The 23,451-nt window shown below is 61.8% G+C and carries 25 protein-coding genes; 14 read left to right on the top strand and 11 right to left on the bottom strand.

The window, feature by feature from the left end; genetic code table 11:
- On the bottom strand, nucleotides 1-2,859 hold a 2,859-nt coding region (uvrA, locus tag ACTHLA_RS05400), incomplete at its 3' end, for an excinuclease ABC subunit UvrA (RefSeq protein ID WP_440186062.1).
- A 229-nt stretch (nucleotides 2,860-3,088) separates the two neighbouring features.
- Here uvrA and ACTHLA_RS05395 point away from each other — a divergent pair.
- On the top strand, nucleotides 3,089-4,180 hold the full coding sequence (locus tag ACTHLA_RS05395; RefSeq protein ID WP_440186061.1) for a hypothetical protein: 1,092 nt from the start codon (nucleotides 3,089-3,091) through the stop codon (nucleotides 4,178-4,180).
- Between the two features lie 20 nt (nucleotides 4,181-4,200).
- On the opposite strand, the gene ACTHLA_RS05390 is transcribed toward ACTHLA_RS05395, so the two are convergent.
- The 3 genes from ACTHLA_RS05390 to ACTHLA_RS05380 are packed head-to-tail and all read right to left on the bottom strand — an operon-like array spanning nucleotide 4,201 to nucleotide 6,085.
- Nucleotides 4,201-4,641, bottom strand: a complete 441-nt coding sequence (locus tag ACTHLA_RS05390) for a flagellar basal-body protein FlbY (protein WP_440186060.1) — start codon at nucleotides 4,639-4,641, stop codon at nucleotides 4,201-4,203.
- The gene (locus ACTHLA_RS05385) at nucleotides 4,641-4,964 is read right to left on the bottom strand and encodes a rod-binding protein (RefSeq protein WP_440186059.1); all 324 of its coding nucleotides are present in this window, start codon (nucleotides 4,962-4,964) and stop codon (nucleotides 4,641-4,643) included. The genes ACTHLA_RS05390 and ACTHLA_RS05385 overlap by 1 nt, the downstream gene beginning before the upstream one ends.
- Nucleotides 4,964-6,085: a flagellar basal body P-ring protein FlgI gene (locus ACTHLA_RS05380; RefSeq protein ID WP_440186058.1), complete on the bottom strand. Its 1,122-nt coding sequence runs from the start codon at nucleotides 6,083-6,085 to the stop codon at nucleotides 4,964-4,966. Before ACTHLA_RS05380 ends, ACTHLA_RS05385 begins: the two co-directional genes overlap by 1 nt.
- 309 nt (nucleotides 6,086-6,394) lie before the next feature.
- Between ACTHLA_RS05380 and ACTHLA_RS05375 the strand changes: the two genes are divergently transcribed.
- Both ACTHLA_RS05375 and dksA read left to right on the top strand, forming a co-directional pair.
- Entirely contained in the window at nucleotides 6,395-6,823 is a 429-nt protein-coding gene (locus ACTHLA_RS05375; RefSeq protein ID WP_440186057.1) for a flagellar assembly protein FliX, read from the top strand.
- A 209-nt stretch (nucleotides 6,824-7,032) separates the two neighbouring features.
- Nucleotides 7,033-7,461, top strand: a complete 429-nt coding sequence (gene dksA, locus ACTHLA_RS05370) for an RNA polymerase-binding protein DksA (protein WP_440186056.1) — start codon at nucleotides 7,033-7,035, stop codon at nucleotides 7,459-7,461.
- Between the two features lie 44 nt (nucleotides 7,462-7,505).
- Here dksA and ACTHLA_RS05365 read toward each other — a convergent pair whose 3' ends face one another.
- Nucleotides 7,506-9,218, bottom strand: coding sequence for a putative bifunctional diguanylate cyclase/phosphodiesterase (locus ACTHLA_RS05365; RefSeq protein WP_440186055.1), 1,713 nt, complete (start codon nucleotides 9,216-9,218; stop codon nucleotides 7,506-7,508).
- Nucleotides 9,219-9,425: 207 nt separating this feature from the next.
- On the opposite strand from ACTHLA_RS05365, the gene gltX reads away from it, so the two are divergent.
- Nucleotides 9,426-10,763 (top strand): glutamate--tRNA ligase, encoded by a 1,338-nt coding sequence (gene gltX / locus ACTHLA_RS05360; protein WP_440186054.1) that lies wholly within the window; start codon nucleotides 9,426-9,428, stop codon nucleotides 10,761-10,763.
- Here gltX and ACTHLA_RS05355 read toward each other — a convergent pair.
- The gene (locus ACTHLA_RS05355) at nucleotides 10,760-11,458 is read right to left on the bottom strand and encodes a VIT1/CCC1 transporter family protein (protein ID WP_440186053.1); all 699 of its coding nucleotides are present in this window, start codon (nucleotides 11,456-11,458) and stop codon (nucleotides 10,760-10,762) included. The genes gltX and ACTHLA_RS05355 overlap by 4 nt on opposite strands.
- Before the next feature lie 2 nt (nucleotides 11,459-11,460).
- Nucleotides 11,461-12,072, bottom strand: a complete 612-nt coding sequence (locus ACTHLA_RS05350; RefSeq protein WP_440186052.1) for a TIGR00730 family Rossman fold protein — start codon at nucleotides 12,070-12,072, stop codon at nucleotides 11,461-11,463.
- Between the two features lie 130 nt (nucleotides 12,073-12,202).
- Here ACTHLA_RS05350 and ACTHLA_RS05345 point away from each other — a divergent pair, with 130 nt between their 5' ends.
- The gene (locus tag ACTHLA_RS05345) at nucleotides 12,203-12,988 is read left to right on the top strand and encodes a hypothetical protein (protein ID WP_440186051.1); all 786 of its coding nucleotides are present in this window, start codon (nucleotides 12,203-12,205) and stop codon (nucleotides 12,986-12,988) included.
- A 15-nt stretch (nucleotides 12,989-13,003) separates the two neighbouring features.
- On the opposite strand, the gene ACTHLA_RS05340 is transcribed toward ACTHLA_RS05345, so the two are convergent.
- Both ACTHLA_RS05340 and ACTHLA_RS05335 read right to left on the bottom strand, forming a co-directional pair.
- The gene (locus ACTHLA_RS05340) at nucleotides 13,004-13,642 is read right to left on the bottom strand and encodes a 2OG-Fe(II) oxygenase (RefSeq protein ID WP_440186050.1); all 639 of its coding nucleotides are present in this window, start codon (nucleotides 13,640-13,642) and stop codon (nucleotides 13,004-13,006) included.
- Between the two features lie 112 nt (nucleotides 13,643-13,754).
- Complete coding sequence (locus ACTHLA_RS05335; protein ID WP_440186049.1) at nucleotides 13,755-14,471, bottom strand: aspartate/glutamate racemase family protein; 717 nt, start codon at nucleotides 14,469-14,471, stop codon at nucleotides 13,755-13,757.
- A gap of 132 nt (nucleotides 14,472-14,603) precedes the next feature.
- Between ACTHLA_RS05335 and ACTHLA_RS05330 the strand changes: the two genes are divergently transcribed.
- The 7 genes from ACTHLA_RS05330 (at nucleotide 14,604) to ACTHLA_RS05300 (ending at nucleotide 21,595) form a co-directional block, all read left to right on the top strand.
- The gene (locus tag ACTHLA_RS05330) at nucleotides 14,604-15,065 is read left to right on the top strand and encodes an Lrp/AsnC family transcriptional regulator (protein ID WP_440186048.1); all 462 of its coding nucleotides are present in this window, start codon (nucleotides 14,604-14,606) and stop codon (nucleotides 15,063-15,065) included.
- Between the two features lie 153 nt (nucleotides 15,066-15,218).
- Complete coding sequence (locus tag ACTHLA_RS05325) at nucleotides 15,219-16,247, top strand: cupin-like domain-containing protein (RefSeq protein ID WP_440186047.1); 1,029 nt, start codon at nucleotides 15,219-15,221, stop codon at nucleotides 16,245-16,247.
- 152 nt (nucleotides 16,248-16,399) lie between these two features.
- Nucleotides 16,400-18,655: an alpha/beta hydrolase family protein gene (locus ACTHLA_RS05320; protein WP_440186046.1), complete on the top strand. Its 2,256-nt coding sequence runs from the start codon at nucleotides 16,400-16,402 to the stop codon at nucleotides 18,653-18,655.
- A 734-nt stretch (nucleotides 18,656-19,389) separates the two neighbouring features.
- Nucleotides 19,390-19,722 carry an ArsR/SmtB family transcription factor gene (locus ACTHLA_RS05315; protein WP_440186045.1) on the top strand — a complete coding sequence of 111 codons (333 nt, stop codon included), beginning with the start codon at nucleotides 19,390-19,392 and terminating at the stop codon, nucleotides 19,720-19,722.
- Between the two features lie 417 nt (nucleotides 19,723-20,139).
- The gene (locus ACTHLA_RS05310; RefSeq protein ID WP_440186044.1) at nucleotides 20,140-20,715 is read left to right on the top strand and encodes a hypothetical protein; all 576 of its coding nucleotides are present in this window, start codon (nucleotides 20,140-20,142) and stop codon (nucleotides 20,713-20,715) included.
- A gap of 78 nt (nucleotides 20,716-20,793) precedes the next feature.
- Nucleotides 20,794-20,967: a hypothetical protein gene (locus ACTHLA_RS05305; protein WP_440186043.1), complete on the top strand. Its 174-nt coding sequence runs from the start codon at nucleotides 20,794-20,796 to the stop codon at nucleotides 20,965-20,967.
- 61 nt (nucleotides 20,968-21,028) lie between these two features.
- Complete coding sequence (locus tag ACTHLA_RS05300) at nucleotides 21,029-21,595, top strand: YSC84-related protein (protein ID WP_440186042.1); 567 nt, start codon at nucleotides 21,029-21,031, stop codon at nucleotides 21,593-21,595.
- 199 nt (nucleotides 21,596-21,794) lie between these two features.
- Here ACTHLA_RS05300 and ACTHLA_RS05295 read toward each other — a convergent pair whose 3' ends face one another.
- Complete coding sequence (locus ACTHLA_RS05295) at nucleotides 21,795-22,307, bottom strand: ferritin-like domain-containing protein (RefSeq protein WP_440186041.1); 513 nt, start codon at nucleotides 22,305-22,307, stop codon at nucleotides 21,795-21,797.
- Nucleotides 22,308-22,526: 219 nt separating this feature from the next.
- Here ACTHLA_RS05295 and ACTHLA_RS05290 point away from each other — a divergent pair, with 219 nt between their 5' ends.
- Both ACTHLA_RS05290 and ACTHLA_RS05285 read left to right on the top strand, forming a co-directional pair.
- On the top strand, nucleotides 22,527-22,772 hold the full coding sequence (locus ACTHLA_RS05290; protein ID WP_440186040.1) for a hypothetical protein: 246 nt from the start codon (nucleotides 22,527-22,529) through the stop codon (nucleotides 22,770-22,772).
- Nucleotides 22,769-23,032 (top strand): hypothetical protein, encoded by a 264-nt coding sequence (locus ACTHLA_RS05285; RefSeq protein ID WP_440186039.1) that lies wholly within the window; start codon nucleotides 22,769-22,771, stop codon nucleotides 23,030-23,032. The genes ACTHLA_RS05290 and ACTHLA_RS05285 overlap by 4 nt, the downstream gene beginning before the upstream one ends.
- Before the next feature lie 4 nt (nucleotides 23,033-23,036).
- Here the strand turns inward: ACTHLA_RS05285 and ACTHLA_RS05280 are convergent.
- Nucleotides 23,037-23,451, bottom strand: a 415-nt coding sequence (locus ACTHLA_RS05280) for an isochorismatase family protein (protein ID WP_440186038.1), incomplete at its 5' end; no start/stop codon positions are given.

Raw genomic sequence — 23,451 nt, 5'->3', positions numbered from 1 at the left:
TTTGCTCAGCATGTCCTTGAGATATTTGCCGGTCCAGCTTGCCGGATTATCAGCGACGGCTTCGGGCGTGCCGCGCGCGACGATCTCGCCGCCGCCGTCGCCGCCTTCCGGGCCGAAGTCGAGCAGCCAGTCGGCGGTCTTGATGACGTCGAGATTATGCTCGATGACCACGACCGTGTTGCCGTTATCGGTCAGTTCGTGCAGCACTTCCAAGAGCTTCCTCGTATCCTCGAAATGCAGGCCGGTAGTCGGTTCGTCGAGAATATAGAGCGTCTTGCCGGTGGCGCGTTTCGACAATTCCTTAGACAGCTTGACGCGCTGCGCTTCGCCGCCGGACAGGGTGGTCGCCTGCTGGCCGATCTTGATATAGCCAAGGCCAACGCGCTCCAGCGTTTTAAGCTTGTCACGGATCGACGGCACGGCCTTGAAGACCTCCGCGCCTTCCTCGACCGTCATGTCCAGCACGTCGGCGATCGAATAGCCGCGGAAGACGATCTCCAGCGTTTCGCGGTTATAGCGCTTGCCCTTGCAGACATCGCAGGTGACATAGACGTCGGGCAGGAAGTGCATCTCGATCTTGATCACGCCGTCGCCCTGACACGCCTCGCAGCGCCCGCCCTTGACGTTGAACGAGAAGCGCCCCGGTCCATAACCGCGCGCCTTGGCTTCGGGTAGACCGGCGAACCAGTCGCGGATCGGCCCGAAGGCGCCGGTATAGGTGGCCGGGTTGGAACGCGGTGTGCGCCCGATCGGCGACTGGTCGATCTCGACGATCTTGTCGAAAAACTCCAGCCCTTCGATCTTGTCATGCGGGGCTGGATGCGCCGAAGCGTTGTTCAGCCGTCGTGCCGCCGCCTTGTACAGCGTCTCCAGCGTGAAGGTCGATTTGCCGCCGCCTGACACGCCGGTGATGCAGGTCAGGACGCCGACCGGGATTTCGCCGGTGACGTTCTTCAGATTGTTGCCGCGCGCGCCGATCACTTTCAGCATCTTCTTGCGGTTGATCGGACGGCGATCTTCGGGCACGGCGATTTCACGCTTGCCGGTCAGGTACTGGCCGGTCAGTGATTTCGGATTGGCTTTGATGTCGGCGGGCGAGCCTTGCGCAACGATCTCGCCGCCATGCACGCCCGCCGCGGGCCCCATGTCGATGACGTAGTCAGCGGTCAGGATGGCGTCCTCGTCATGCTCGACCACCAGCACCGAATTGCCGAGGTCGCGCAGCCCCTTGAGGCTGTCCAGCAGCCGGTCATTATCACGCTGATGCAGGCCGATCGACGGCTCGTCCAGCACGTACAAAACGCCTGTCAGCCCTGAGCCGATCTGCGAGGCCAGCCGGATGCGCTGGCTCTCGCCGCCGCTGAGCGTGCCGGAATTGCGCGACAGGTTGAGATAATCGAGCCCGACATCGTTGAGGAAGCGCAAGCGGTCGCGGATCTCCTTCAGGATACGGCGCGCAATATCCATCTGCTTTTCGCTGAGACGGTCCTCAATGGCGTTGAACCATTCGTGGGCGTGTTTGATCGAAAGCGCCGAGATTTCGGCGATATGCCGCCCGTCGATCTTGACCGCCAGGGCTTCGGGCTTGAGGCGCGCGCCGCCGCAGGCTTCGCACGGCGTTTCGGACTGGTAGCGGGCCAGATCCTCGCGCACCCAGGACGAATCGGTTTCGCGCCAGCGCCGCTCCATGTTCGGAATCACGCCCTCAAACGGCTTGGTCACGTCATAGCGGCGCGAGCCGTCCTCATAGACGAACTTGATCTTTTCCGAGCCGGAGCCGTGCAGAACCACATCGCGCATCGCGTCGGGCAGGGCTTGCCATTTCGTGTTCAGCGCCACGCCATAATGCAGGGCCAGCGCCTTGAGCGTCTGGGCGTAGAGCGGCGAGGGGCCTTTTGACCATGGGGCTATAGCGCCATTTTCCAGCGTCGCGGTGTGATCGGGCACGACCAGCCCTTCGTCGAAGGCCAGCTTGACGCCCAGGCCGTCGCAGGCCGGGCAGGCGCCGAACGGATTGTTGAACGAAAACAGGCGCGGCTCGATCTCGGCGATGGTGAAGCCGGAGACCGGGCAGGCGAACTTTTCCGAAAAGATCAACCTTTGCGGCTCAGATTCGCCCTCAGTCTTGTCGGCGAATTCGGCGATGGCCAGTCCGTCGGCCAGCCGCAGCGCCGTTTCCAGCGAATCGGCCAGTCGCGCCATAATGCCGCCCTTAACCACCACGCGATCGACCACGACGTCGATATCGTGCTTGAACTTTTTGTCGAGCTTGGGCGCGTCCTCGATGGCGTAATATTCGCCATCGACCTTGAGCCGCTGGAAGCCTTGCCGTTGCAGGTCGGCGATCTCTTTTTTGTACTCGCCCTTGCGGCCACGCACGAAGGGGGCGAGCAGCAGAAGCCGCGTGCCTTCGGGCAGGGCCATGATCTTATCGACCATCTGCGAAATGGTCTGGCTCTCGATCGGCAGGCCGGTGGCGGGCGAATAGGGGACGCCGACGCGCGCCCACAAAAGGCGCATATAGTCGTGAATCTCGGTCACCGTGCCGACGGTCGAGCGCGGATTCTTCGAAGTCGTCTTCTGTTCGATGGAGATGGCGGGCGACAGGCCCTCAATCAGATCGACATCGGGCTTCGACATCAGCTCCAGAAACTGACGCGCATAGGCGGACAGGCTTTCGACATAGCGGCGCTGCCCTTCGGCATAGATGGTGTCAAAGGCCAGGGACGACTTGCCCGATCCCGACAGGCCGGTCAGCACGACCAGTTGACCGCGCGGAATATCCACATCGACGCCCTTGAGATTATGCTCGCGCGCGCCGCGGATTTTGATGAAGTCCTGATCGATGGAATGGGCCATACGCGCCTTACGTGCGGTGAGGGAAACCAGTTTGGCTATATAGAAACTTTTGCGGCAAATGCCAGCAGCATTCAAGAACATTCCGGCAACATCATGCTGCGCCGCAGTTTGAAGCTGACGCAGCGTCCCGTCAATTTGTGTCAGCAGGTCTTTTTGACAAGAGGCCGCAAAGGGACCACAGTTACGCCCGGATTCTCGCTCAGTCTCGCGGCATCGAGAGGGGTGACACATGGATATCAGGCTCGGCGGCCGCCGTTTCAGATACGACTTCAGCGCTCTGAGCGGGCGGGTGAACGACGCCGTCTGGCCCTATTACCGGCGCATCGACCCGCGTGGGCGTCTGGGCGTGGCGGTTGCGCTGGCTCTGGTCCTGCATGTGTTGTTTTTCTGGTTGTTGATCGCGGAGCATCAACGCGCCTGGAACATCAATCAGGTCTGGCAAAACGAGGATGAGCCTTTGCCGGTCGATCTGTGGACGCCCAGCGAGCCCAGGCCGCAACCCGAACCCGTGCAGGTTCAGGCCATCAAGCCGCATCAGGTTCCACCAAAACCGGAGACGCAGCCAAAGACGGAGCCGCAACCCCAGCCCGCCGTTCAGGCCGCGCCGCCGCAACCTGCGCCTCAGCCGCAAACCCAGCCGGAGGTCTATATTCCGGCGCCGAACCCGGACGTGAAGCCGCTGACGGCGTCGACCCCTACACCAGCCTTCGACGCCCCGCGTGAGATCGGCATGACCGGCAAGACTAAGAAGAAGGACAGGGACGACATTCAGAAGGCCGATTCCGCCGCGCTGGGGCAGATGTCCGATCTGCATCTGCATCAGGTTCCGGCGGACGCGCCGGTATTGAGCGCCGTAGCGCCATCGGGACTGACGCCGTCGGTCGATGCGGGCGGCGCGGCGGGCGGGGCCAGCGCGGGTTCGGGCGCGGGACGACTGGGCAATGTGCAATTGCCGGGCGGCGTCAACGGAACGGGTCTGAAGGGACGCGGCGCGGTTAGTCAGGCCTTGCAGAACCACGACTACTGCGTTGATAAACAGATCAATGGCAAGCCGATCCCAAAGGACTGCGACATGCCTGATCTGGCCAGCGCCAAGCCTTTAGGCCCGAAGCCTGTCGCCGCCTTCGACGCCGAGCTGGCGCGGCGCAAGATGATCGCTAAGACCGGCAATGCCGACTACTGGGACCGGGTCAATCATCCGATTCAGGATCCGGGTCACGATGACCACCGCCCGCGTCCCGGCCAGTATCACACCGGCAAGGCGGCGCGGGTGGATGGTGAATGCGCGCTGACCGACTCCTGCCCGACTGACGGCCAATAATCTGGATCAGGTCGTCAGGATTAGGCGCGTCCGCCGAAATTAAAGGATTGCGGCCCGGTGTCCAGGGTCTTGCCGCGCGCGCCATAGGTGGCGCCGCCGGTTTTGGCCTTGCCGAGGTCGCGCGCCACAGCGCTCAATATGCCTTCGGTGACGACACGGGCGGCGTTGACCGCGTGTTCGTAAGCCTGCAGGCGCGTCTGGAAAATCACCGTAGCCTCGCGCAACTGGCGCTGTTCGTCGGGCGTCATGCCGTCCAGCAGCGACGGGTCTGTCTTGATGCGCAGGGATTCGCGACGGTAAAGATTGCTCAGATTGCGCGTCTCTTCGACCTCGGCGGCGATGTCCTGCGGACGATGCGCCTCAAGGCTTTGCGTCTCGCGCTCCAGCCGTTCGGCCAGCCTCAGGGTCAGGGCCAGCATCTGCCGCGCGCGTTCGGAGCCGGAATGGGCGGTAAGGGCCATCAGTGCGCTCCCTGAAGTTTGAGCAATTGCTTCTGCATCATGTCCGATATGCCGATGCCGCCGTGTTGCGCCATCTGCTTGCCAATGGCGTCGATGAAGAAGGAGCGCATGGCCGCTTCGCCTTCGCCGCCGCCGAACGGACCGTCGGTGGACAGGCCCTCGAACATCGGTTTGAGCAGGTTCGACAGGCACATGGACTCAAAATCGAGTCCGAGCTTGGCGTTCGATTTGCCGTTTTTCATCTGGCTGGCCAGCGCCTGCTGCGCGGCGGTTCCCGATGTGGTTTGCGCGTTTTGCAGGGTGAGAAGCGCGGCGGTATCCATTACATCACCTCGATATCGGCTTGCAGGGCGCCAGCGGCCTTGATCGACTGCAGGATGGCGATCATGTCGCGCGGCGTCACCTTGAGCGCGTTCAGGCCTGCGACCAGATCGGACAGGGTCGAGCCGCCGCCCAGTTCGATAAGTTGCTTGCCCTTGTCTTCATCGACGCTGACCTGGCTGGATGGCGTGACGGCGGTCTGGCCCTGCGAGAAGGGCAGGGGCTGGCTAACCTGGGGTTGCTCATCGACCTTGATGGTCAGATTGCCCTGAGCGATGGCGACGCGCGAGATGCGCACGTTTTCGCCGACCACGATCACGCCATTGACCTCGTCGATCACCACCTTGGCGGGCGCGTCGACATTGACGTCCATCGACTCGATCTCGGTGACGAAATCCATCATGCTGGTCCCGGCGGGCGGCTTGACGGCGACAATGGTCGGGTTTTCGGCCAGGGCCGTTCCCGGATACTGATGGTCGATCACGTCGGCGATGCGGCGCGCGGTGGTGAAGTCGGGATTGCGCAGGGTCAACCGCACGACCGGCATGGAGTTGAAGTTGAAATTGGTTTCGCGCTCGACCGTGCCGCCCGCAGCGATGCGCCCGGCGGTGGGCACGCCGCGCGTGATCGACGACCCCGAAGCGCCGCCCGCCGATACCGATCCGGTCTGCACCGTGCCCTGCGCCGCCGCATAGGCTTCGCCGTCGGCGCCGATCAGCGGCGTCACCAGCAAGGTGCCGCCCAGCAGGCTCTTGGCGTCGCCCATGGCCGACACGCTGACGTCAACCGTTGAGCCCGCGGCGGCGAAGGGCGGCAGCTCCGCCGTAACCATGACGGCGGCCGCGTTTTTAGTGTTCAGGTTGGCGTCGCGGATATTGACGCCCAGACGCTCCATCATGCCCTCCAGGCTCTGCTTGAGCATGGGGGAGTTGCGCACCGTATCGCCCGTGCCGTTCAGGCCGACGACGATGCCGTAACCGATCAACTGGTTGGTGCGCACGCCCTCGACATCGACAATGTCCTTGATGCGCGAGGCGGCCTCAGCCTGCGCGCCGGGCATCAGGCCGAGCATCGCCGCCAGGGCTGTCGCTGCGCAGAGCGCCGTCATCCGTCTCATCGTCATTGTTATCCGCCTCAAATACGCGCGTTAACCATAATGCGCCTTTGTCTGCGAAGACCGTGCCAGAGCTTGTGAATAAAATAATTGAATGAATCCAGGTTATTAATTTCGCCCTATCGAAAGAGCTTAACGGAATGGAAAAAATTGCCGGGCCGTTAAGGCTTCGCTTACAGAAAATGGGCAAATATGGCCGGGTCATCGCCGTCGGCAAAAGCCGACCTGTCTGAAACGCATTCGTTATCAGGCCGATCTGGAAGAATTTTACGCGATCTCAGAAGTCTGTTGGACATGGTATCCGGTATAGGTTCGAGCATGACGATCAGAGTCAATTCGCCACTCGGCGCGGCGCAGGCCGGCGCAGCGGGCGGCGTGCGTAAAGGCGGCGGCGAGGGCTTCTCGCTGTCGGGAGCGTCGGGTTCGTCCAAGGCGGCGGGCGCGGCTCAGGCCTCGGCCGCGGTTGGTATGCTGGGCGTGGACGCGCTGCTGGCCATTCAGTCCGAAGACGATGTGATGACCGGGCGCCGTCGTCGTCAGGTCAAGCGCTCAAAGGACATTCTCGACGCGCTTGACGATCTGCGTATCGGGGTGCTGTCAGGCGATATCGACGATGAGGCGTTGCTGCGTCTGCAGGGGCTGATCGCCCTGCATCGCGAAGATGTGGCGGATGACCGTCTTCAGGGCGTATTGAACGAGATCGAGACGCGCGCCTGTGTCGAACTGGCCAAACGTCGGTTGATCTGAAGCCTCTGCAACAGTTTGGCGACAGTAAAAAAGCTTCACAGCTTCTGGCGGACGCTCTATAAGCCCTGCCATCGCGCAGGCGACGACTCGTGGCGAACAGCCACAAGGCGGAAGGCCGCCGCCGCGTGGTCCCGAAATTGCTGTCTGTTGGTCGTTAGGGCCGCTGCGCCATTTCGGGCCAGAAAGCATTCAGGGGTGTAGAGAGACATATGTCAGTCGCAGATCTGCCGGAGTTGAACGCCGCATACCGTCCCTCGGACGATGAAGAGTACATGAATCCGCGCCAGTTGGCCTATTATCGCGGCAAGCTGAACGCCTGGAAGGAGGAGATCCTCAAGGGCGCGCGCGAGACGGTCAATATCATGCAGAAAGAGACCGAGAACCATCCCGATCTGGTGGACCGCGCCTCGTCGGAATCGGATCGTGCGCTGGAACTGCGCACCCGCGACCGTCAGCGCAAGCTGATCTCCAAGATCGACGAAGCCCTGTCGCGCATCGACGACGGTTCTTACGGCTTCTGCGAGGAGACCGGCGAGCCGATCGGTCTGGGCCGTCTTGAAGCCCGCCCGACCGCGACCCTGTCGATTGAGGCGCAGGAGCGGCATGAACGCTCCGAGCGCGTGCATCGCGACGATTAAAGCGTTTATATCATTAAGGCCCGCCGCTCTGGCGGGCTTTTCTTTTAACCCGCTAAGCGCATGTCTGAGCCGTCGTAGGCGCTGACGTCCGGGGCGGGGCGACCGATCAGATAGCCCTGCGCCTCGGCGCAGTTCAGATCGCGCAGCGCGTTCATCTGGGCTTCGGTTTCGACCCCTTCCGCGGTGATGCGCACGCCCAGCGACTGCGCCATGTCGATAATGGCGCGGATAATGGACAGGGCGTCGCCGTCATGCGGCAGGTCGCGCACGAAGGCGCGGTCGATCTTGATCTTGTCGAAGACGAAACTGCGCAGATAGCTGAGCGATGAATAGCCGGTGCCGAAATCGTCCATGGCGATGCGCGCGCCCATGGCGCGCAAGGCTTGCAGCACCTCAATATTGCGCGTCTCGCTCTCGAAGATCACGCTTTCGGTAATCTCCAGTTCCAGTCGGCGCGGATCAAGGCCGGAGGCGGCGAGGGCGCGGCGCACCTGGTCGATGAGATCGTTCTGACGGAATTGCAGCGGGGAGATATTGACCGCGATCCGCCACGGCTGCGGCCATTGCGCCGCAGCTTGGCAGGCGGCGTTCAGCACCCATTCGCCCAGAGGACCGATCAGGCCGCAGTCTTCGGCCAGCGGGATAAAGTCGCCCGGCGCCACTCGACCGCGCGTCGGATGCTCCCAGCGCAACAGGGCTTCGAAGGCGACGATCTGACCGGTCGCGAGGTCGAGCAGGGGCTGGTAATCAAGCGTGAACTGTCCCTGCTTCAGGCCGAGGCGCAGGTCTTTTTCCAGTTGCACGCGGTCCTGCAACTGGGCGTCCATATCGGCGTGGTAGAAGCGCCAGCCATTGCGGCCTTCGCCCTTGACCCGGTACATGGCCAGATCGGCGCGCGACATCAGATTGCCCGCGTCCATGCCGTCATCCGGCGCCAGCGCGACGCCGATCGAGGCGCCGATGTCGAACTGGCGGTCGTTGACCACGATGGGCGCCGCCATCGCACTGATGATCCGTTCGCACAAAACGCGCGCGTCGTCCGGCGCGTCGATCGACTGTATGATGGCGAATTCGTCGCCGCCCATGCGCGCCGCCACATCGCCGCGCCGCACGCAGTCGCGCAGCCGTTTGGCGACCTCGATCAGCACCTGATCGCCAATCAGATGGCCGCAGGAATCGTTGACCATCTTGAAGCGGTCGAGGTCGAGGCACATCAGGGCCACGCGGTGGTTCTGACGCTGTACGCGGCTGAGGGCGGCGTCGATCTCGCGCGTGAACAGGGCGCGGTTGGCCAGACCGGTCAGCGGATCGTAATGCGCCAGATGCCGGATGCGGTCCTCTGCGCGCTTCTGCTCCAGGCTGATGGCGCGCAGCACCGACAGGGCCGCGCCGACCCCCGCATAGCGTCCCTGCTCGGTGACGATAAAGCCGCGCATCAAATCGGACGGACGGTCGCTCAGGGTCATTTCGGTGAATTCGCTGAGGGGCGTGTCGATATCGACCTGAATGGCGTCGCTGATCATCAGCGTCGTCACCGGCTTAGCGCTGTAGAGGGCGCGGCCATATTCGCCCGCCATGGTCAGGCTGAAGGCGTGACGCTCAACCAGACCCAGCGCCTCGCCGTCGGCAGTGGCGACGGCCAGCGCCATCAGATCGCTATTGTCGTGAAACAGGTCATAGACGACCGAATTGCTGCAGTCCGGCGCAACCGGCGCAATCGTGTCGGTAATATCGCGTATGCGCGCAAACGCCTGCATGAATGCCACTCACCATCAGCCACTGGGCGGCGCTGTGTCGCGCCTTGCCGGGACAGGTAGCCTGCAATCGCTAAACGGCGCTTAATGTCATAAAAGATTGTCGCAAACGTCACATATGACCGGTCTGCATGACAGGATGCGCCTTTTCAAATCGGATATGGCGGCGTATGGGAGGGGCCTCCTGTCCGACTGATTTTGAGAGCATCCATGACCGTCAAGGTTCGCTTCGCCCCTTCGCCCACCGGCCGCATCCATGCCGGCAATGTGCGCGCCGCCGTGCAGAACTGGCTGTTCGCCCGAAAGAACCAGGGCCGGTTCGTGTTGCGCATCGACGATACGGACCTGGAGCGTTCAACCAAAGAGAACGAGGCCATGATCGAAACCGATCTGACCTGGCTGGGCCTCACCTGGGACGAACGCTACAATCAGTCGCTCCGCTTCGACCTCTATCAGAAGGCCGCCGACTATCTGAAGGCGTCGGGCCGTCTTTATCCGGCCTATGAAACCGCTGAGGAGCTGGACCGCCGCCGCAAGGTGCAGTTGTCGCGCGGCCTGCCGCCGGTCTATGACCGCGCCGCGCTCAACCTGAGCGACGCTGAAAAGGCCGCTTTTGAAGCCGAAGGCCGCAAGCCGCATTGGCGCTTCAAGCTGGATGGCAAGCGCATGATGTGGGAAGATATGGTGCGCGGCCATTGCGAGGTGGACACCACCTCCATGTCCGACCCGGTGCTGATCCGTGAGGACGGCGCCTTCCTCTATACGCTACCGTCCGTGGTCGATGATATGGACATGCGGATCACCCACGTCATCCGCGGCGAGGATCACGTCGCCAATACCGGCACGCAGCTTGAGATTTTCGAGGCGCTGACCGGCCTGTTCGACGCGCCGCTTCCAATTTTCGCCCATATGTCGCTCCTGGTCGGGGCGGACGGCGAGGGGCTGTCGAAGCGCCTTGGCTCAATGTCGGTTTCGCAGATGCGCGAGGATGGGCTGGAGCCGCTGGCCATCGTGTCGCATCTGGCGAAGATCGGCACGTCCGATCCGCTGGAGGCCGCGCCGTCGCTGGAGGCGCTGATCGAACATCAGGATTTCGCCAAGCTGGGCCGCGCGCCGGCGCGCTACGATTTCGACGACCTGATGCGTCTGAATGCGGGCGTGCTGCAAGCCATGAGCTATGCCGACGCGCAGCCGCGTCTGGCGGCGTTGGACGCCGATCTGGGCGAGCTGTTCTGGGACACGGTCAAGCCTAATCTGCACAAATTCGCTGACGTAACGGACTGGGTGGCGGTGGTGCAGGGCGAGATTGCGCCGCGCATCGACGATCCTGCGTTCGCCGCCAAGGCTCTGGAGCTGCTGCCCGCCGACTATGGCCGCGACTCGTGGGCGCAATGGACGGCGGAGATCAAGGCGGCCACCGGCGCCAAGGGCAAGGCTCTGTTCATGCCGCTGCGTCAGGCTTTGACCGGCATGGATCATGGGCCGGACATGGGCGCGCTCAGCTTCCTGATCGGGCGCGAGCGTATAGCGCAGCGGCTTGGCGGTTAACCGACCGCCCCGAACAGCTTGCCGACCCCGGCGGTGACGACAAGCGCCAGCGCGCCCCAGAAGGTGACGCGGATCACCGGCCGCAGCATTTTCGATCCACCCGCCCAGGCGCCGAGCGCGCCGAGGGCCGCGAGGAAGATCAGCGACGAGACCGACACGGTCCACAGTCCGAGCGCGCGCGGACTGAACCACAGGACGATGATCGGCAGGATCGCACCCGCCGAAAACGACAGGGCTGAGGCGAACGCCGCCTGCACCGGTCGCGCTGTGGTGATCTCGGAGATGCCCAGTTCATCGCGCGCATGGGCGTCGAGCGCGTCATGATCGGTTAGTTGTCGCGCCACCTGCGCGGCCAGTTCTGCGCTGAGGCCGCGCGCCTGATAGATGCCCTGTAATTCGACCAGTTCGGCCTCCGGGTCGTCGCGCAATTCCTGCCGTTCGCGCGCCAGTTCGGCGTTTTCCGTATCGGACTGCGAACTGACCGAGACATATTCGCCCGCCGCCATCGACAGGGCGCCTGCGGTCAGGGCTGCAACGCCGGTGATCAGCAACTGCCCCTTGCTGGCGGAGGTCGCCGCCACGCCGACCAGCAGGGCGGCGGTCGAGACGATGCCGTCATTGGCGCCTAGCACCGCCGCGCGCAACCAGCCGATGCGCTCGATGACGTGCGTTTCCTTATGTCTGTGTCTATTCATTGTCATACCACCGTGCGCGTGTCGATATCCATGTCCTGTCCGCGCATCCGGGCGATGGCGGGTAAGACGTCGCTGACGCTATCGACGCTGATCCAGGTTTCCGTGAAGTTGTCGGGCGTAAAGCCTTCCTTCTGCGTATGCTCGATCAGGGCGAAGAAGGGCCGCCAGAAATCGTCGATGTTCAGGAAGACCACGGGCTTCTTGTGCAGATCGAGCCGTCGCCAGGACAGGAGTTCGACAATCTCCTCCAGCGTGCCGACGCCGCCCGGCAGCACCACGAAGGCGTCGGCTTCCTCGAACATCATCATCTTGCGTTCGTGCATATTGGCGACGACGCGGGTTTCGACGTCATCATACAGAATTTCACGACCGCGCAGGAATTGCGGCATGATGCCCAGCACCTTGCCGCCCGCCTGATGGACCGCGCGCGCCGTCTCGCCCATCAGGCCGACATTGCCGCCGCCATAGACCAGCCGCAGGCCGGCGCCCGCCAGCACCTGCCCCAGATCGTGCGCGGTCTGACGATAGATTTCCGAGGCGCCGAAGGCGGAGCCGCAATAGACGCAAACGGACTTGATGACGGGCAGGGCGGTGTCGGAACTGTCGGCGGGCATGAGGGTTCGATCCTGATCGTGAAACGGCGGACTTAAGGCCCGATCCTTTGCAAGGAAACAATAGGTTTGCAACAATCTAGGCCACTAGCCGCCAAAATGAAAAGCAGATAGTGATGAAGGCGTTATGATGATGCCTTTATCTTCCCTGCGCGCCGTCCTTTTGCCTCTGGGTGCGCTTTTGTGCCTGAACGGCTGCCATGCGCCGCAGACAAAGGCCGACGACAGCGATGAGGCGGCCCTGCGCAAGGCCGGTTATTCGCGCGCGCCGCAGGTGACCAATGTCGAGGCGGGCGGCGGCGGCTCCTATATCGTCAGTGGGCAGGCCATGCCCAACGGGCGTGTGCGCTTCTCCTACAGCGGCGACCGCGCCATCGGCGTGACGGCGGACGCCAAGGGGCGGTTTCGCGCGCCCCTGCCAGTGGGGGCTGACGGCGGGCTGTACGATCTGTCCATCGAGGATGAAGGCCGTCTGATGCACGCCGAAGGGCGCCTGTTCATTCCGCCGGGTCATCCTGAAAAGACCGTGCTGATCCGCGCGGGCGCGCCCAGCGAATCATTGCTGGACCGCAGCCTGCCGATAGGTGTCGTGGACTACGATGCGGCGGGCGCCATTGCAATCAGCGGCCACATCGCGACGAAAAATATCGTCAACGTGCTGATTGACGGCGATATCCGCGCTCAGGTTAAGCCGGACGACAGCCGGGCCTATAGCGCTCTGTCACAAATCGCGCCGCCGACGAAAACGCCCGTCAATGTCACGATTGAGGCGCAGGTCGACGGCAAGTCAGCGTCGCGCACGATCAGCGTCAGCCTGCCCGACCCGGATAAGGGCGACCAGATACGCGCTATACCGGGCGGCTGGCGCGTCGACGCCGTGCTGCCGGGCGGCGGCGTGCAGACGACCTTGGTGTTTTAGCAGGGCTTGGCGCCCTTACATCATCTCGTCCTGCTTCTGCTTCGTCGAAGAAAATAGCTTCTTGAGGAATTCGGTCAGGCCGTGGCGCTTGGCCTTGCGCGCGACGGCGTCCTCGCTGACCAGCCAGGCGATCTGCACGACGCGGCGTTCGCCCTCGAACGGCGTGTGGCCGTGCCAGGAATTGTCGAGACGCGGGAAGGCGATGAAGTGGCCATAGCCGGGATTGACCTCCTCCGTGCCGGGGCCGTCCTGATCCGGGCCTTCAAGGAAGCGCAAATTGCCGCCTGAGCTGCCCTCCTTGTTGAGATAGATCAGGGCCGAGGCCAGCTTGTCGGCGCCATCGGTATGCGGGCGGCCGTCCTTGAGCGCCGACCATTTGCGCACCGTCACCCAGGTCGGCTTGCCTGTCAGATCGACGCCCAGCTTGCCGCCGATGGCGCGCGCGAAGTCGGGACCGCGCACCTCCGCCAGCAGGGCCTTGAACGACGGTCCCATCGGAAAATCCTCAGGGCGCATGAAGCCGGTCTTGTCGATCTGCGGGAAATCGCGCGCGATGTCCGCCTCCAGCTCCGGCGGCATAATGTCGGCGCCGATCAGGTTGCGGAACGGATAATCGGAAGCGGGCGTGGCTTCAATGGCTTCATAACGCAGCATAGCGGAGGCACCTTGGACAAAACTTAAGCCCTATATAGCAATCCGTCCGCGGGCGCGCCACTGGCGATTATGACGCATGCCGCTATGACGCATGCCGCTATGACGCATGCCGCTATGACGCGCGCCGCAACTCGGCTGTATCCTGCAAGGCGAAGGCCACGGCGGCGTCGGCATGCACATAGGTGGAGTCGAAGCAGGGCAGGGACAGGTCGGACGGGCTGACGCTCAGGCCTAGCTCGGTGCAGCCGAGAATCACGCTGTCGGCGCCCATCGCCTTGCCGCGTTCGGTAATGGCGCGCAAGGCGGCGCGCGAGCGGCGACTGACGACGCCCTGACACAGTTCGTCGAAAATGATGTGGTGGCAGCGGTCGCGGTCGTCGCGCTCCGGCGTTAGAACCTCGACGCCGTGGGTGCGCATATAGGCGCTGTAGAAGCCATGCTCCATCGTATAGCGCGTCGCCAGCAGCAGCGGACGGCGTTTGCCAGCGCGCGTCAGGGCGCGCGCGGTTTCGTCGATGATATGGATCAGCGGGATATTCACGCTGTCGGCGACGCTGTCGGCGACCAGGTGCATGGTGTTGGTGCAGATCAGGATCGCCTCGGCGCCCGCCTGTTCCAGACCGCGCGCAGCCTCGCCCAGCACGCGCCCGGCCTCATCCCAGTTGTTGGCGCGTTGCAGGGCGACGATCTCGTCGAAATTCACCGAGCGCAGCAGAATGTCCGCCGAGGCCAGACCGCCACGCGCCGCGCGCACGCCTTCATTGATGAGTTTGTAATAGGTGGCGGTGCTTTCCCAGCTCATGCCGCCCAGAAGGCCGATCGTGCGCATATGTCATCTCCTGTGCTAAGCAGGCAGACTAAGGCGGTCTTCACGCAATTGGCGCGCATATTTGTAGATATATTGCGTCTGATGTGCAAAATTTAAGCGTCTTATATAAAAAATCGCGCAAGGTGAACCGACATGCTGGACGACCGTGACCGGAAACTGCTGGACCTGTTGCAGGCCGACTCCGATACGCCGCTGGGCGATCTGGCCGAGCGCGTGCATCTGTCCCCTTCGGCCTGTTCACGGCGCATCAGCCGGTTGCGCGAAGACGGCTATATCCGCCGCAATGTCGCAGTCGCCGACCGGCATAAGCTCAATCTCGGCATGACCATCTTCGTCATGGTCAAGACGGCGCAGCACAGCGCCGGCTGGCTGGACCGCTTTCGCGCGGGCGTCGCCGATATTCCTGAAATTGTCGAGGTTCACCGATTGGCGGGCAATCTCGACTACATTATCAAGATCGTGGTCAGCGACATTGCGCATTACGACGCCATCTATAAGCGTCTGGTCAGCCGCATCGACCTGTTCGACGTCTCGGCCTATATCTCGATGGAGACGTTGAAAGACGAGCCGGGCCTGCCGACGGCTTACGCCTGAAGAAATGGCGATGATGTGAGGGGCCTGACACGGGGTTGCGCCGGGGTGGGCAGGTCGTTATGCGTGAAAGCCTGTCACAGGCTGCGTCCTTTGCCCGCAATCTGCGGCGACCTTCTTTAAGATCCGGGCCTTATTTAAGACTAGGAATTGCCTATGCGTCAGTTCAAACCCGTGGTCACGGCTGAAAACGTCACCAGGGCTGTTTTTGAAAACGAAATCAAGCCCCTTGGCCAGCCTGTCGTTCTAAAAGGACTGGTGTCGCACTGGCCATGCGTCGCTGCGGCCAGGACATCATCCCACGCTCTGGGCGAGTACCTCAAGCGGCATGACTCCGGCGCGACGAGCCTGATTTCGATATGCCCGCCTGAGGATAAGGGACGCTTTTTTTATGACGACACGGTTACCGGCGTTAATTTTACCGGTACGCACCAATCCATATCTCAGCTTGTGAACTGGCTTTTGGAACAAGGCCCTGACACGGCCGAGGCGCGCTATCTCCAGGCTGTGCTGATCGCCGCCGCCGCCCCGACCATGCTGGCTGATCTCGACATGCCTTTGCTGGACGGCAAAATTCAGCCGCGCGTCTGGATCGGCAACACCTTGCGGACACAGACCCATTTTGACAGACCGGCCAATATTGCCTGCCATGTGGCCGGTGAAAAGGTCGTGACGCTTTTTCCGCCGGAGCAGTTGACCAATCTGTATGTCGGCCCGCTCGATATGACCCCCGGCGGCGTGCCGATCAGCATGACGTCGCTGGAAAACCCTGACTTCAAAGCGCACCCCCGCTTCGCTCAGGCCCTGGAGACGGCGCAGCAGACGCGTCTTGAACCGGGCGACGCCCTCTACATGCCCAGCTACTGGTGGCATCATATTCAGACGACGGGTCCGCTGAACATGCTGGTCAATTACTGGTGGAACGATACCCGTCCGGACGCCTGGCACCCGATGGCGGCGCTCTATCTGGCGGCCCTGAGCATCCGGCAATTGCCTGAAGATCAGCGGCGGTTGTGGAAAACCATGCTGGACTATTACATCTTCGACAGCGACGGCGATCCCGTCGCCCATTTGCCGCCATCCGTTCATGGCGCTTTCGGACGCGACATCAGCGCCGAGGCGATGCAGCTTTGCAAGGAGCAGTTCAGGCAGCGTTACATGCCCATGCTTGCCCCCAAAGCGTGAGAAAGGGGAAGATGGTTGTGGCGGCGTTCAGTCTGTAAATCAGGTGCGCCGTCCGTCAAAAAGACGCTCAAACTCAGGTCAGGTTCAGATTCAGGTTGCAACGCCGCCGTATCGGTAGCCTATTCACAAAAAAAACCTTGAGGGAGGGAACCATGTTAAAATTCCACGCAGCCGCAGCGGCGCTCTGCCTGCTCAGCGTCTCAGCCGCGCACGCTCAGAATGCGAACGACAAGACCACTCAGGTCATCGTCAAAGGCTTTCGGCACAAGCTGCCGCCAGAGGCCGCGCCGCCGCCGCTGGACGTGTTTACAAAGGCGCCGCGCGTCGAAAACATAGGCCTGTCCCCCGATGGCGACCGTTTCGCCTTCGTCACCCGCAAAGGCGGTCTGCGCCTGTTGACCACCTATACGGTCGCCGACGGCAAGAGCCAAACCCTTCGTCTAAGCGAAGACCCGATTTCCGCGATCACCTGGCTCGATAAGGATCATATCCTTCTGTCGGCGACTCAGACCGGCTTACGCGGGACATGTCCGTCCGGCGGCGGCCAGAATTTTAAGTCGGCGCAATCCCTGTCCGACCTGAACGCCGCCATGAATATTTCCGGCTTCGACGGCAGCGCGCCTGGTATGCCAAGCGCGCCGGACAGCATCACAATGATGTTGTTGGAGAACGCCCTGACGCCGCCTGCGTGCGCGAGTTATGGGGTTCGGGGTCAGATGGCGGGGACGGTTATTAATCTGCGGACGCTGAGGTCGGTGACTCTGGGCGATAAGCTGGCGGGGGATTACAACCACATGCCTCTGGGCCTGCCGAAGGCGGTGACGGTGGACGGCAAGACGCAGCTGGTGGGGCCGTTTCTGGAGCTGCGCGACCGCTCGATCGGCGGGCAGGTCGCGCAGCGGGTCTATCTGTGGAAGGTCGATGCTGATACGGGGCGGGGCCATATCATCGACGATCATGGCGGGGATCTGGACCGCCTGGGGGCCTATGTCGATGACTGGCTGACCGACGCGGACGGCCAGCCGGTGGCGCGGGCGCTCTACACCTATCTGAACGAAGAGTACACGATCGAGGCGCGCAAGGACGGCAAATGGGTCGCCATCCTGAAGCGGAAGATCGACGACAAGACGCATACCTATGCGCCGTTTCTGGCCGGGCTGGGGCGCGACGGGCAGTCGCTGCTGATCCTTGACGCCGATAACAGCGCCAATGCCGACGCCCACGGCCTGCGCCGCTTCCGCTATTACGAGCTGGGCCTGGACGGCAAGCTGTCGGAGCCGCTCGACGAGGACGCGACGCGCGATACGCCGATCTTCGATCCGGCCACCAATGCCTTGGCCGGGTTTGCGCACGACGGCGAGGTTACGACCTACAGCTTCTTCGATCCCGACCTGGCCGCCATCTATCAGCACGCGCTCGACGCCGCGCCGGGTCAGGCGGTGCGCGTCGTCGCCACCGGGCGCGATCCGCGTCAGATGATCATGTTCGAGCAGGGCGGCGAGGACGCCGGTTCGTGGCGCTATTTCGACTTCGCCAGCGGCAAACGCGTCGATATCGGCAACCAGTATCCGGATATTCCGGCCGAATGGGTGGCCTCGCAGCGCGCGATCAGCTTCACGGCCGCCGACGGGCTTGAGATCGACGCGCAGCTGACCCTGCCGCCGCAGGGCGAGGCGAAGCACCGGGCGCTGGTGGTGCTGCCGCATGACGGGCCGCTGGGCCATGACGGGCGCGGCTTTGACTGGCTGGCTCAAGCCCTGGCCTCGCGCGGCTATGTGGTGCTGCAACCGAACTATCGCGGCTCGGACGGCTATGGCGAGGCCCTGACCGAGGCGGGCTTTGGCCAGTGGTCGGGCAGGATGCTCAGCGACATCGGCGACGGGGTCCGCTTCCTCACCCAGGCGGGGATTGTTGACGCCAACCGCGTCTGCATCCTGGGGCGCGGCTATGGCGGCTATGCGGCGCTGAAGGGGGCGCAGGACGACAAGGGGCTTTACCGCTGCGCCATCGCCATTGACGGGATCAGCGACCCCGGCGCCTATCTGCAAGGCGCGACGCATGCGGCTCTGGCCGACGACACGGCGCCGCTCAAGGCCGACCCCGATCAGGATCGCAGCTTCCTGGCCGATCCCCGGTCTCCGGCGCTGATCAAGGCGTATTTCGGCGGGTCGTCTTCGGGCGGGCAGGCTCCCGCCGCCGTCACCGCCGCCGCCGCGCCGACCCTGCTGCTCCGTGGCGACAAGGACTATGGCGTGTTCGCCGCTGGACGCGCCGGACTGCGTGCGCAGTCCGGCGTGCAGACGCTCACCTTAAGCGACTGCGGCCACGACCTCGCCACCGAAGCCTGCCGCCTCAAGACCGCCCAGGCCGTCGTCGATTTCCTCTCGGCGAACAATCCCGCCAGGTAAGGCGACGGCGGACGCCGCGTTGAAGATGAGGAGGGTGATGCGCTGGTTCCAGAAATTCAACGGTACTGGCGCAACTCAAACATCAAGATGGCTCTCGAGCAGGCATTCAAAATTCCTTGTAAGGCACTGATATTTCAAAGAAGTGCATTTTCATATTTAAAATTACCCCAGTTTTGACCCAGTGGCAATTTTGCCACGACGGTCCTGAAATAGGACTCGAACTCGGGAACGAATCGTGAATTTTGCGGATTGAGACAGGGCCTGTTTGGGGGGCACAGAGGATTTCTGCTATTCAACTTCCCGGTCAGAAGTTCAAGAGCAGTATTTCAGACCACCCAGCCGTAAGTCTTGCCTTCGCGATCAAGCCATGGCCAGTAAGCGTGTAGAGGCGCCCGGCCGCCCGAGCTTATGTTTCGGCAACGAGGCGAGTCTCATTTTGAATGCAGGCATGGACCGTGAATCGGGATTTGTCGCTTTCTAATAAAACGCCCACGTCATCAGGCGACATCCTTACCCTCAGACTGGTAGATTGAAAATCTCCCAAAAAAGCAAACAAAAACGGAGATTTTACCTTGGACATGCCGCTGTTCCGTCGCTTGCGATCCAGGCTGTCTCGTCATCTGAATCGGGCGAATTGCCCACAAGTCTGGCGCTCTGCGTTCCCGAAGTTGCACGAAGCGCCTTGGCGTAAGTCTTTCCCCGCTAATGCAAAGCACTGAATCATGATTGCGAACATGCCGGATGACGCCCTGCACGATTTGAGGGCGAGTGCTGTTTCAGCGGCGAGGGTGCTCAGGATCATGGGCAGCGAACAACGTCTGCTGATGCTGTGTCGTTTGATGCAGGGCGAGGCCAGTGTCGGCGAGTTGTCGGAAAGCGCCCGTCTTGCTCCAACGGGAGCGTCGCAACACCTGGCGAGAATGCGCAGCGAAGGGCTCGTCTCCACACGCCGCGAGGGCCAGACCATATGGTATAGCCTCGAAGACCGCGCCGTCGCCCGTATCATGCAGGCCCTATGCGAACTTTATGGTGCGCGGACGATGAACATGCAAACCGAGCCTGTCTGAAACGCAATTCTATTCACGGACCAGGATCTGTTACAGCTCAAAACCTGGCGTCCGCAGGCGACGATCAAGGTGGACAACTGGCCTCTTACGATATGAGTAGCACAAAAGATATCCCATGCTGTTGCGAATGGGATTCGCTCGTCTTATTTACTTTATAGTCTCATCATTGTGAAGATACGTATAAATATAGATTTGTATATATTGGACATATCAATTGTTTAACTGCGAAAATTCTATGTTTAATATATTTATACAAGCTGAGTTATGATTTTTTTCTATTTTAGTTTGGGTTAAGCGACTACAAAATTGCATGGTTGTGGGTAGTTTCCGGGCTTGCCGCTAAGGCAGTTTCAGCGCCTATGCCACGGAGCGCTGAATTTTCCTCCAACAACTATCTACTTCTGGAAAGGAACAACCATGCCCAGAAATTATGACGACGACGATTACCGCGGTTCCTCGCAAGGCCGTAGCGAAGGCGGACGCGCCTCTGCGCGTAGCCAGGGACGGGACGAACAGGGCCAGTTCACAGGCCATCGCGGCGGGTCGCGTAGTCGCAACGATGATTACGAAGCCTGGCACGCTCACGGCCGTCGCAACGACTATCATAGCCGGGCGCGCGATGAAGAAGATCGCGGTCGCTACAGCGGCTCGCGCTCTGAAAGCGGGCGGCGCGGCAGCTATGCCGAAGGCCGCGGTCACGGCGGCTGGTTTGGCGATTCCGAAGGTCATTCCGAGGCTTCGCGCCGCGGTTGGGACAATCCCAACCATGGCGACAGCGGCTGGTATGGCGATTCCGAAGGCCATTCCGAAGCTTCGCGTCGCGGTTGGCAGACCTCCGATCACGAAGGCAGTGGCTGGTACGGCGATCCCGAAGGCCATTCGGAGGCCTCGCGCCGCGGCTGGGACGATCGTGATGACGACCGTCGCGGCTCGCGCGCCTCAAGCCGCAATGGCGGCGGGCGTCAGCGCGACGAACAAGGCCGGTTTATGTAGCCGGAACGATGCGGTGGGAGCTTGCAGGCTCCCGCCGCACCCCAAAGCGTCAAGCGACGAAAGGAGCCATCTATGGCCATGTCGAATACGCCCACGCCCGGCGGTCGGCGCACGAACGGCGTCTGGTGGATACTCATTGGCGCCGTCGTCGTCATCGCCCTTCTGATCTGGATAGGCGTTAGCGTTACGGGCGCGCGCAATCCGGCGCTGACGCCGGGGGCGGAAACAGATGCGACCACGCAAAATCACTGATCAAGCCGTCATCCTGCTGGGCGGAGTCGCCGCTTGTGATACGCCAATAAGGATTCTCACCATGAAACATTTCTCGCTGCGGCTATCCGCCGCCTTGACCGGCCTAACCCTGATCACAGGGCTCGGCGCCTCGCAAACCCTGGCGCAAACCCCCGGTCAGCCGCTTAATGAGGCGGTCGTCTCCACCCTGCACGATTGTCAGGCGCGGTTCAGCCAGTGCCAGAGTGCGACGCAGAACGCCGCTGGCATTCTCGTCTTCCCATCCGTCGTCAAGGCCGACCTGATCATCGGCGGATCCGGCGGCAAGGGCGCGCTTATAGAGCATGGCAAGATCACCGGCTATTACAGCCTGGGCGCAGCTTCCGCCGGTCTTCAGGTCGGCGTGCAGAACGCCAGCCAGGTCTATGTCTTCAAGACGCAAAGCGCGCTCAATGAATTGAAGCAAAGCCAGGACTGGAATGTCGGGGCGACCTCAAACGTGACCCTGATGGCCGCCGACGCCAATGCGCGCGCCTCAACCGCCAGCGTCTACGCCTTCGTGTTCGACACCAAAGGCCTTCATGCAGGCTTGTCTCTGGACGTATTTGACGTCTGGAAAACCGGTGGCGCCCGTCCGTCGAACCACTAAGTTGATAAGGCGGCGCCTCAACATCGGGCGCCGCTATATCAGAAAGCGCCCTATGGATCGCAAGCGGCGCTGATGTCTGGCGCCGGATGACCTGCGGACAGCCAGTCATCTGGAGCGCCGCCAGCCCGGCGTAAAGAAAGCCCCGCCTCAGAGGCGGGGCAAGCCATGCGCGTCTTCTGGCGCGTCTTCTGGCGCGCCTTTAGGCCATTTCGCGCGAATGCTCCATCGCCTCGGCGTTCACCTTCTTCAAAGCCAGCTTGTTCAGCTTTTCATCGGTCGTCTTTTCCTCGGCCAGAGTTTCTTTGAGAAGCTTCACCGCCTCGTCATAGCCCAGGCTCTGGGCGATGGTGATCAGGCTGCCATAGGCGGCGATCTCATAGTGCTCGACCTTTTGTGATCCGACGATCAGCATGGCGTCGCGCACCGGGCCTTTTTCGATCGCTTCAACGGTGTCGTGGCCTTCCTCGATCAAGCCTTCCATCGCCAGACATTTTACACGCCTAAGCTTTAGGCCCATGCTTTCGACAATCTGATCCAGGCGTTCGACCTGTCCCTGGGTTTCGTCGGTGTGCGCCATAAAGGCGTCGGCGAGATCTGCGTTGCTGGCTGCGCGCGCCAGCTTGGGCAAGGCGCGCGTCAACTGCTTTTCTGCACTGTGAATATCGGAAAGTTCGTGAATAAACGCGTCCTCGAGGCAGGTAATTTTAGACATGGTTCGCTCCTGTTTGTGAAAGGAAAAATGAACCTAGAACAGGCTTCGCAAATTCACGATCAGGAAGCCAAAGGCGAGTATCTGCGGGCAATAAATGAGAGGTTTCGCACCTTCGCATGTGGCCGTCAGACGGCATGGACGTGATGGAGATTTAATAATCTGGGGGACGCCGTCACGGTGAAAGACGACGCAAAAGCTATTAGGCATGGTTGGACATTTATGAACGAGGTGAAGACCATGACCAATGCCGACGCCGATCAAGCGCTTGAGAACGCCGTGCCGCCCCGGGGGCCGCAACAAACCGATCCGCATCCAAATGACGCTGTGCATACCGACATCAAGCCGGGCTGGGACAAGCGACCAGAGGCCTATCCGGCGACCCGAGACGGGCTCGACAATATCGACATTCCGAAACAGCGCCGGTCGCCGCAACAAAAAGACCGCACGACAGGAGAGCCATCATGAGCAGCGCGGCTGAAAAGCTGACAGACCATGAAACCATCCGCGCCTGGGCGGAGGCGCGCAGCGGCGAGCCAGCGAAGGTCGAAACGGGCGGGGAGGGGGGAATCCTGCGCTTCAAGTTCGGCGCGACGGATGAAGACCTGATGCCGATCACCTGGGATGAGTTCTTCGCCATTTTCGACAATAACAATCTGGCCCTGCTGGCGCAGGAGGAAACCGCGTCCGGCGAGACGAGCCGGTTTACCAAATTCGTGCTGCGCTGATGGGTCATTGCCGTTTGAGATGGCGTCGCTCAATGAAGTGGCGCTGACCGATCATGGCGCCTACAACTTCAAGCGCCATCTCATGAAAGCGCGCGTTTTTGTCGGAGGCGCAGACGTCGCATAGCATCCACGGGGTTATATTGGCTTTAAACAGGTCGAGCGCAGTTTTCAGCACGCAGGCTTCGGTCGCGACGCCTGCAAGGCAGACCTCCTTCGCCCCATACCGCGTCAATGCGTCCAGCAGCACAGGCGTCACCGAGCTGTAATCCGTATGTTCGACGATGTCTGAGCCTTTGGGCGGGTCGAGCGCGAAATCGAGCGCCTGACTGCCTGGTCCCATTTCATGCCAGTTCAGGATAGATCGGAACGGTGAAGGGTCAGGATTAAGGAAACGACTGTAAATCACCACGTCGAACCGC

It is taken from the genome of Asticcacaulis sp. (assembly GCF_051956075.1).
GTDB lineage: Bacteria > Pseudomonadota > Alphaproteobacteria > Caulobacterales > Caulobacteraceae > Asticcacaulis.
This window is presented reverse-complemented; position numbering and strand designations above follow the sequence as displayed.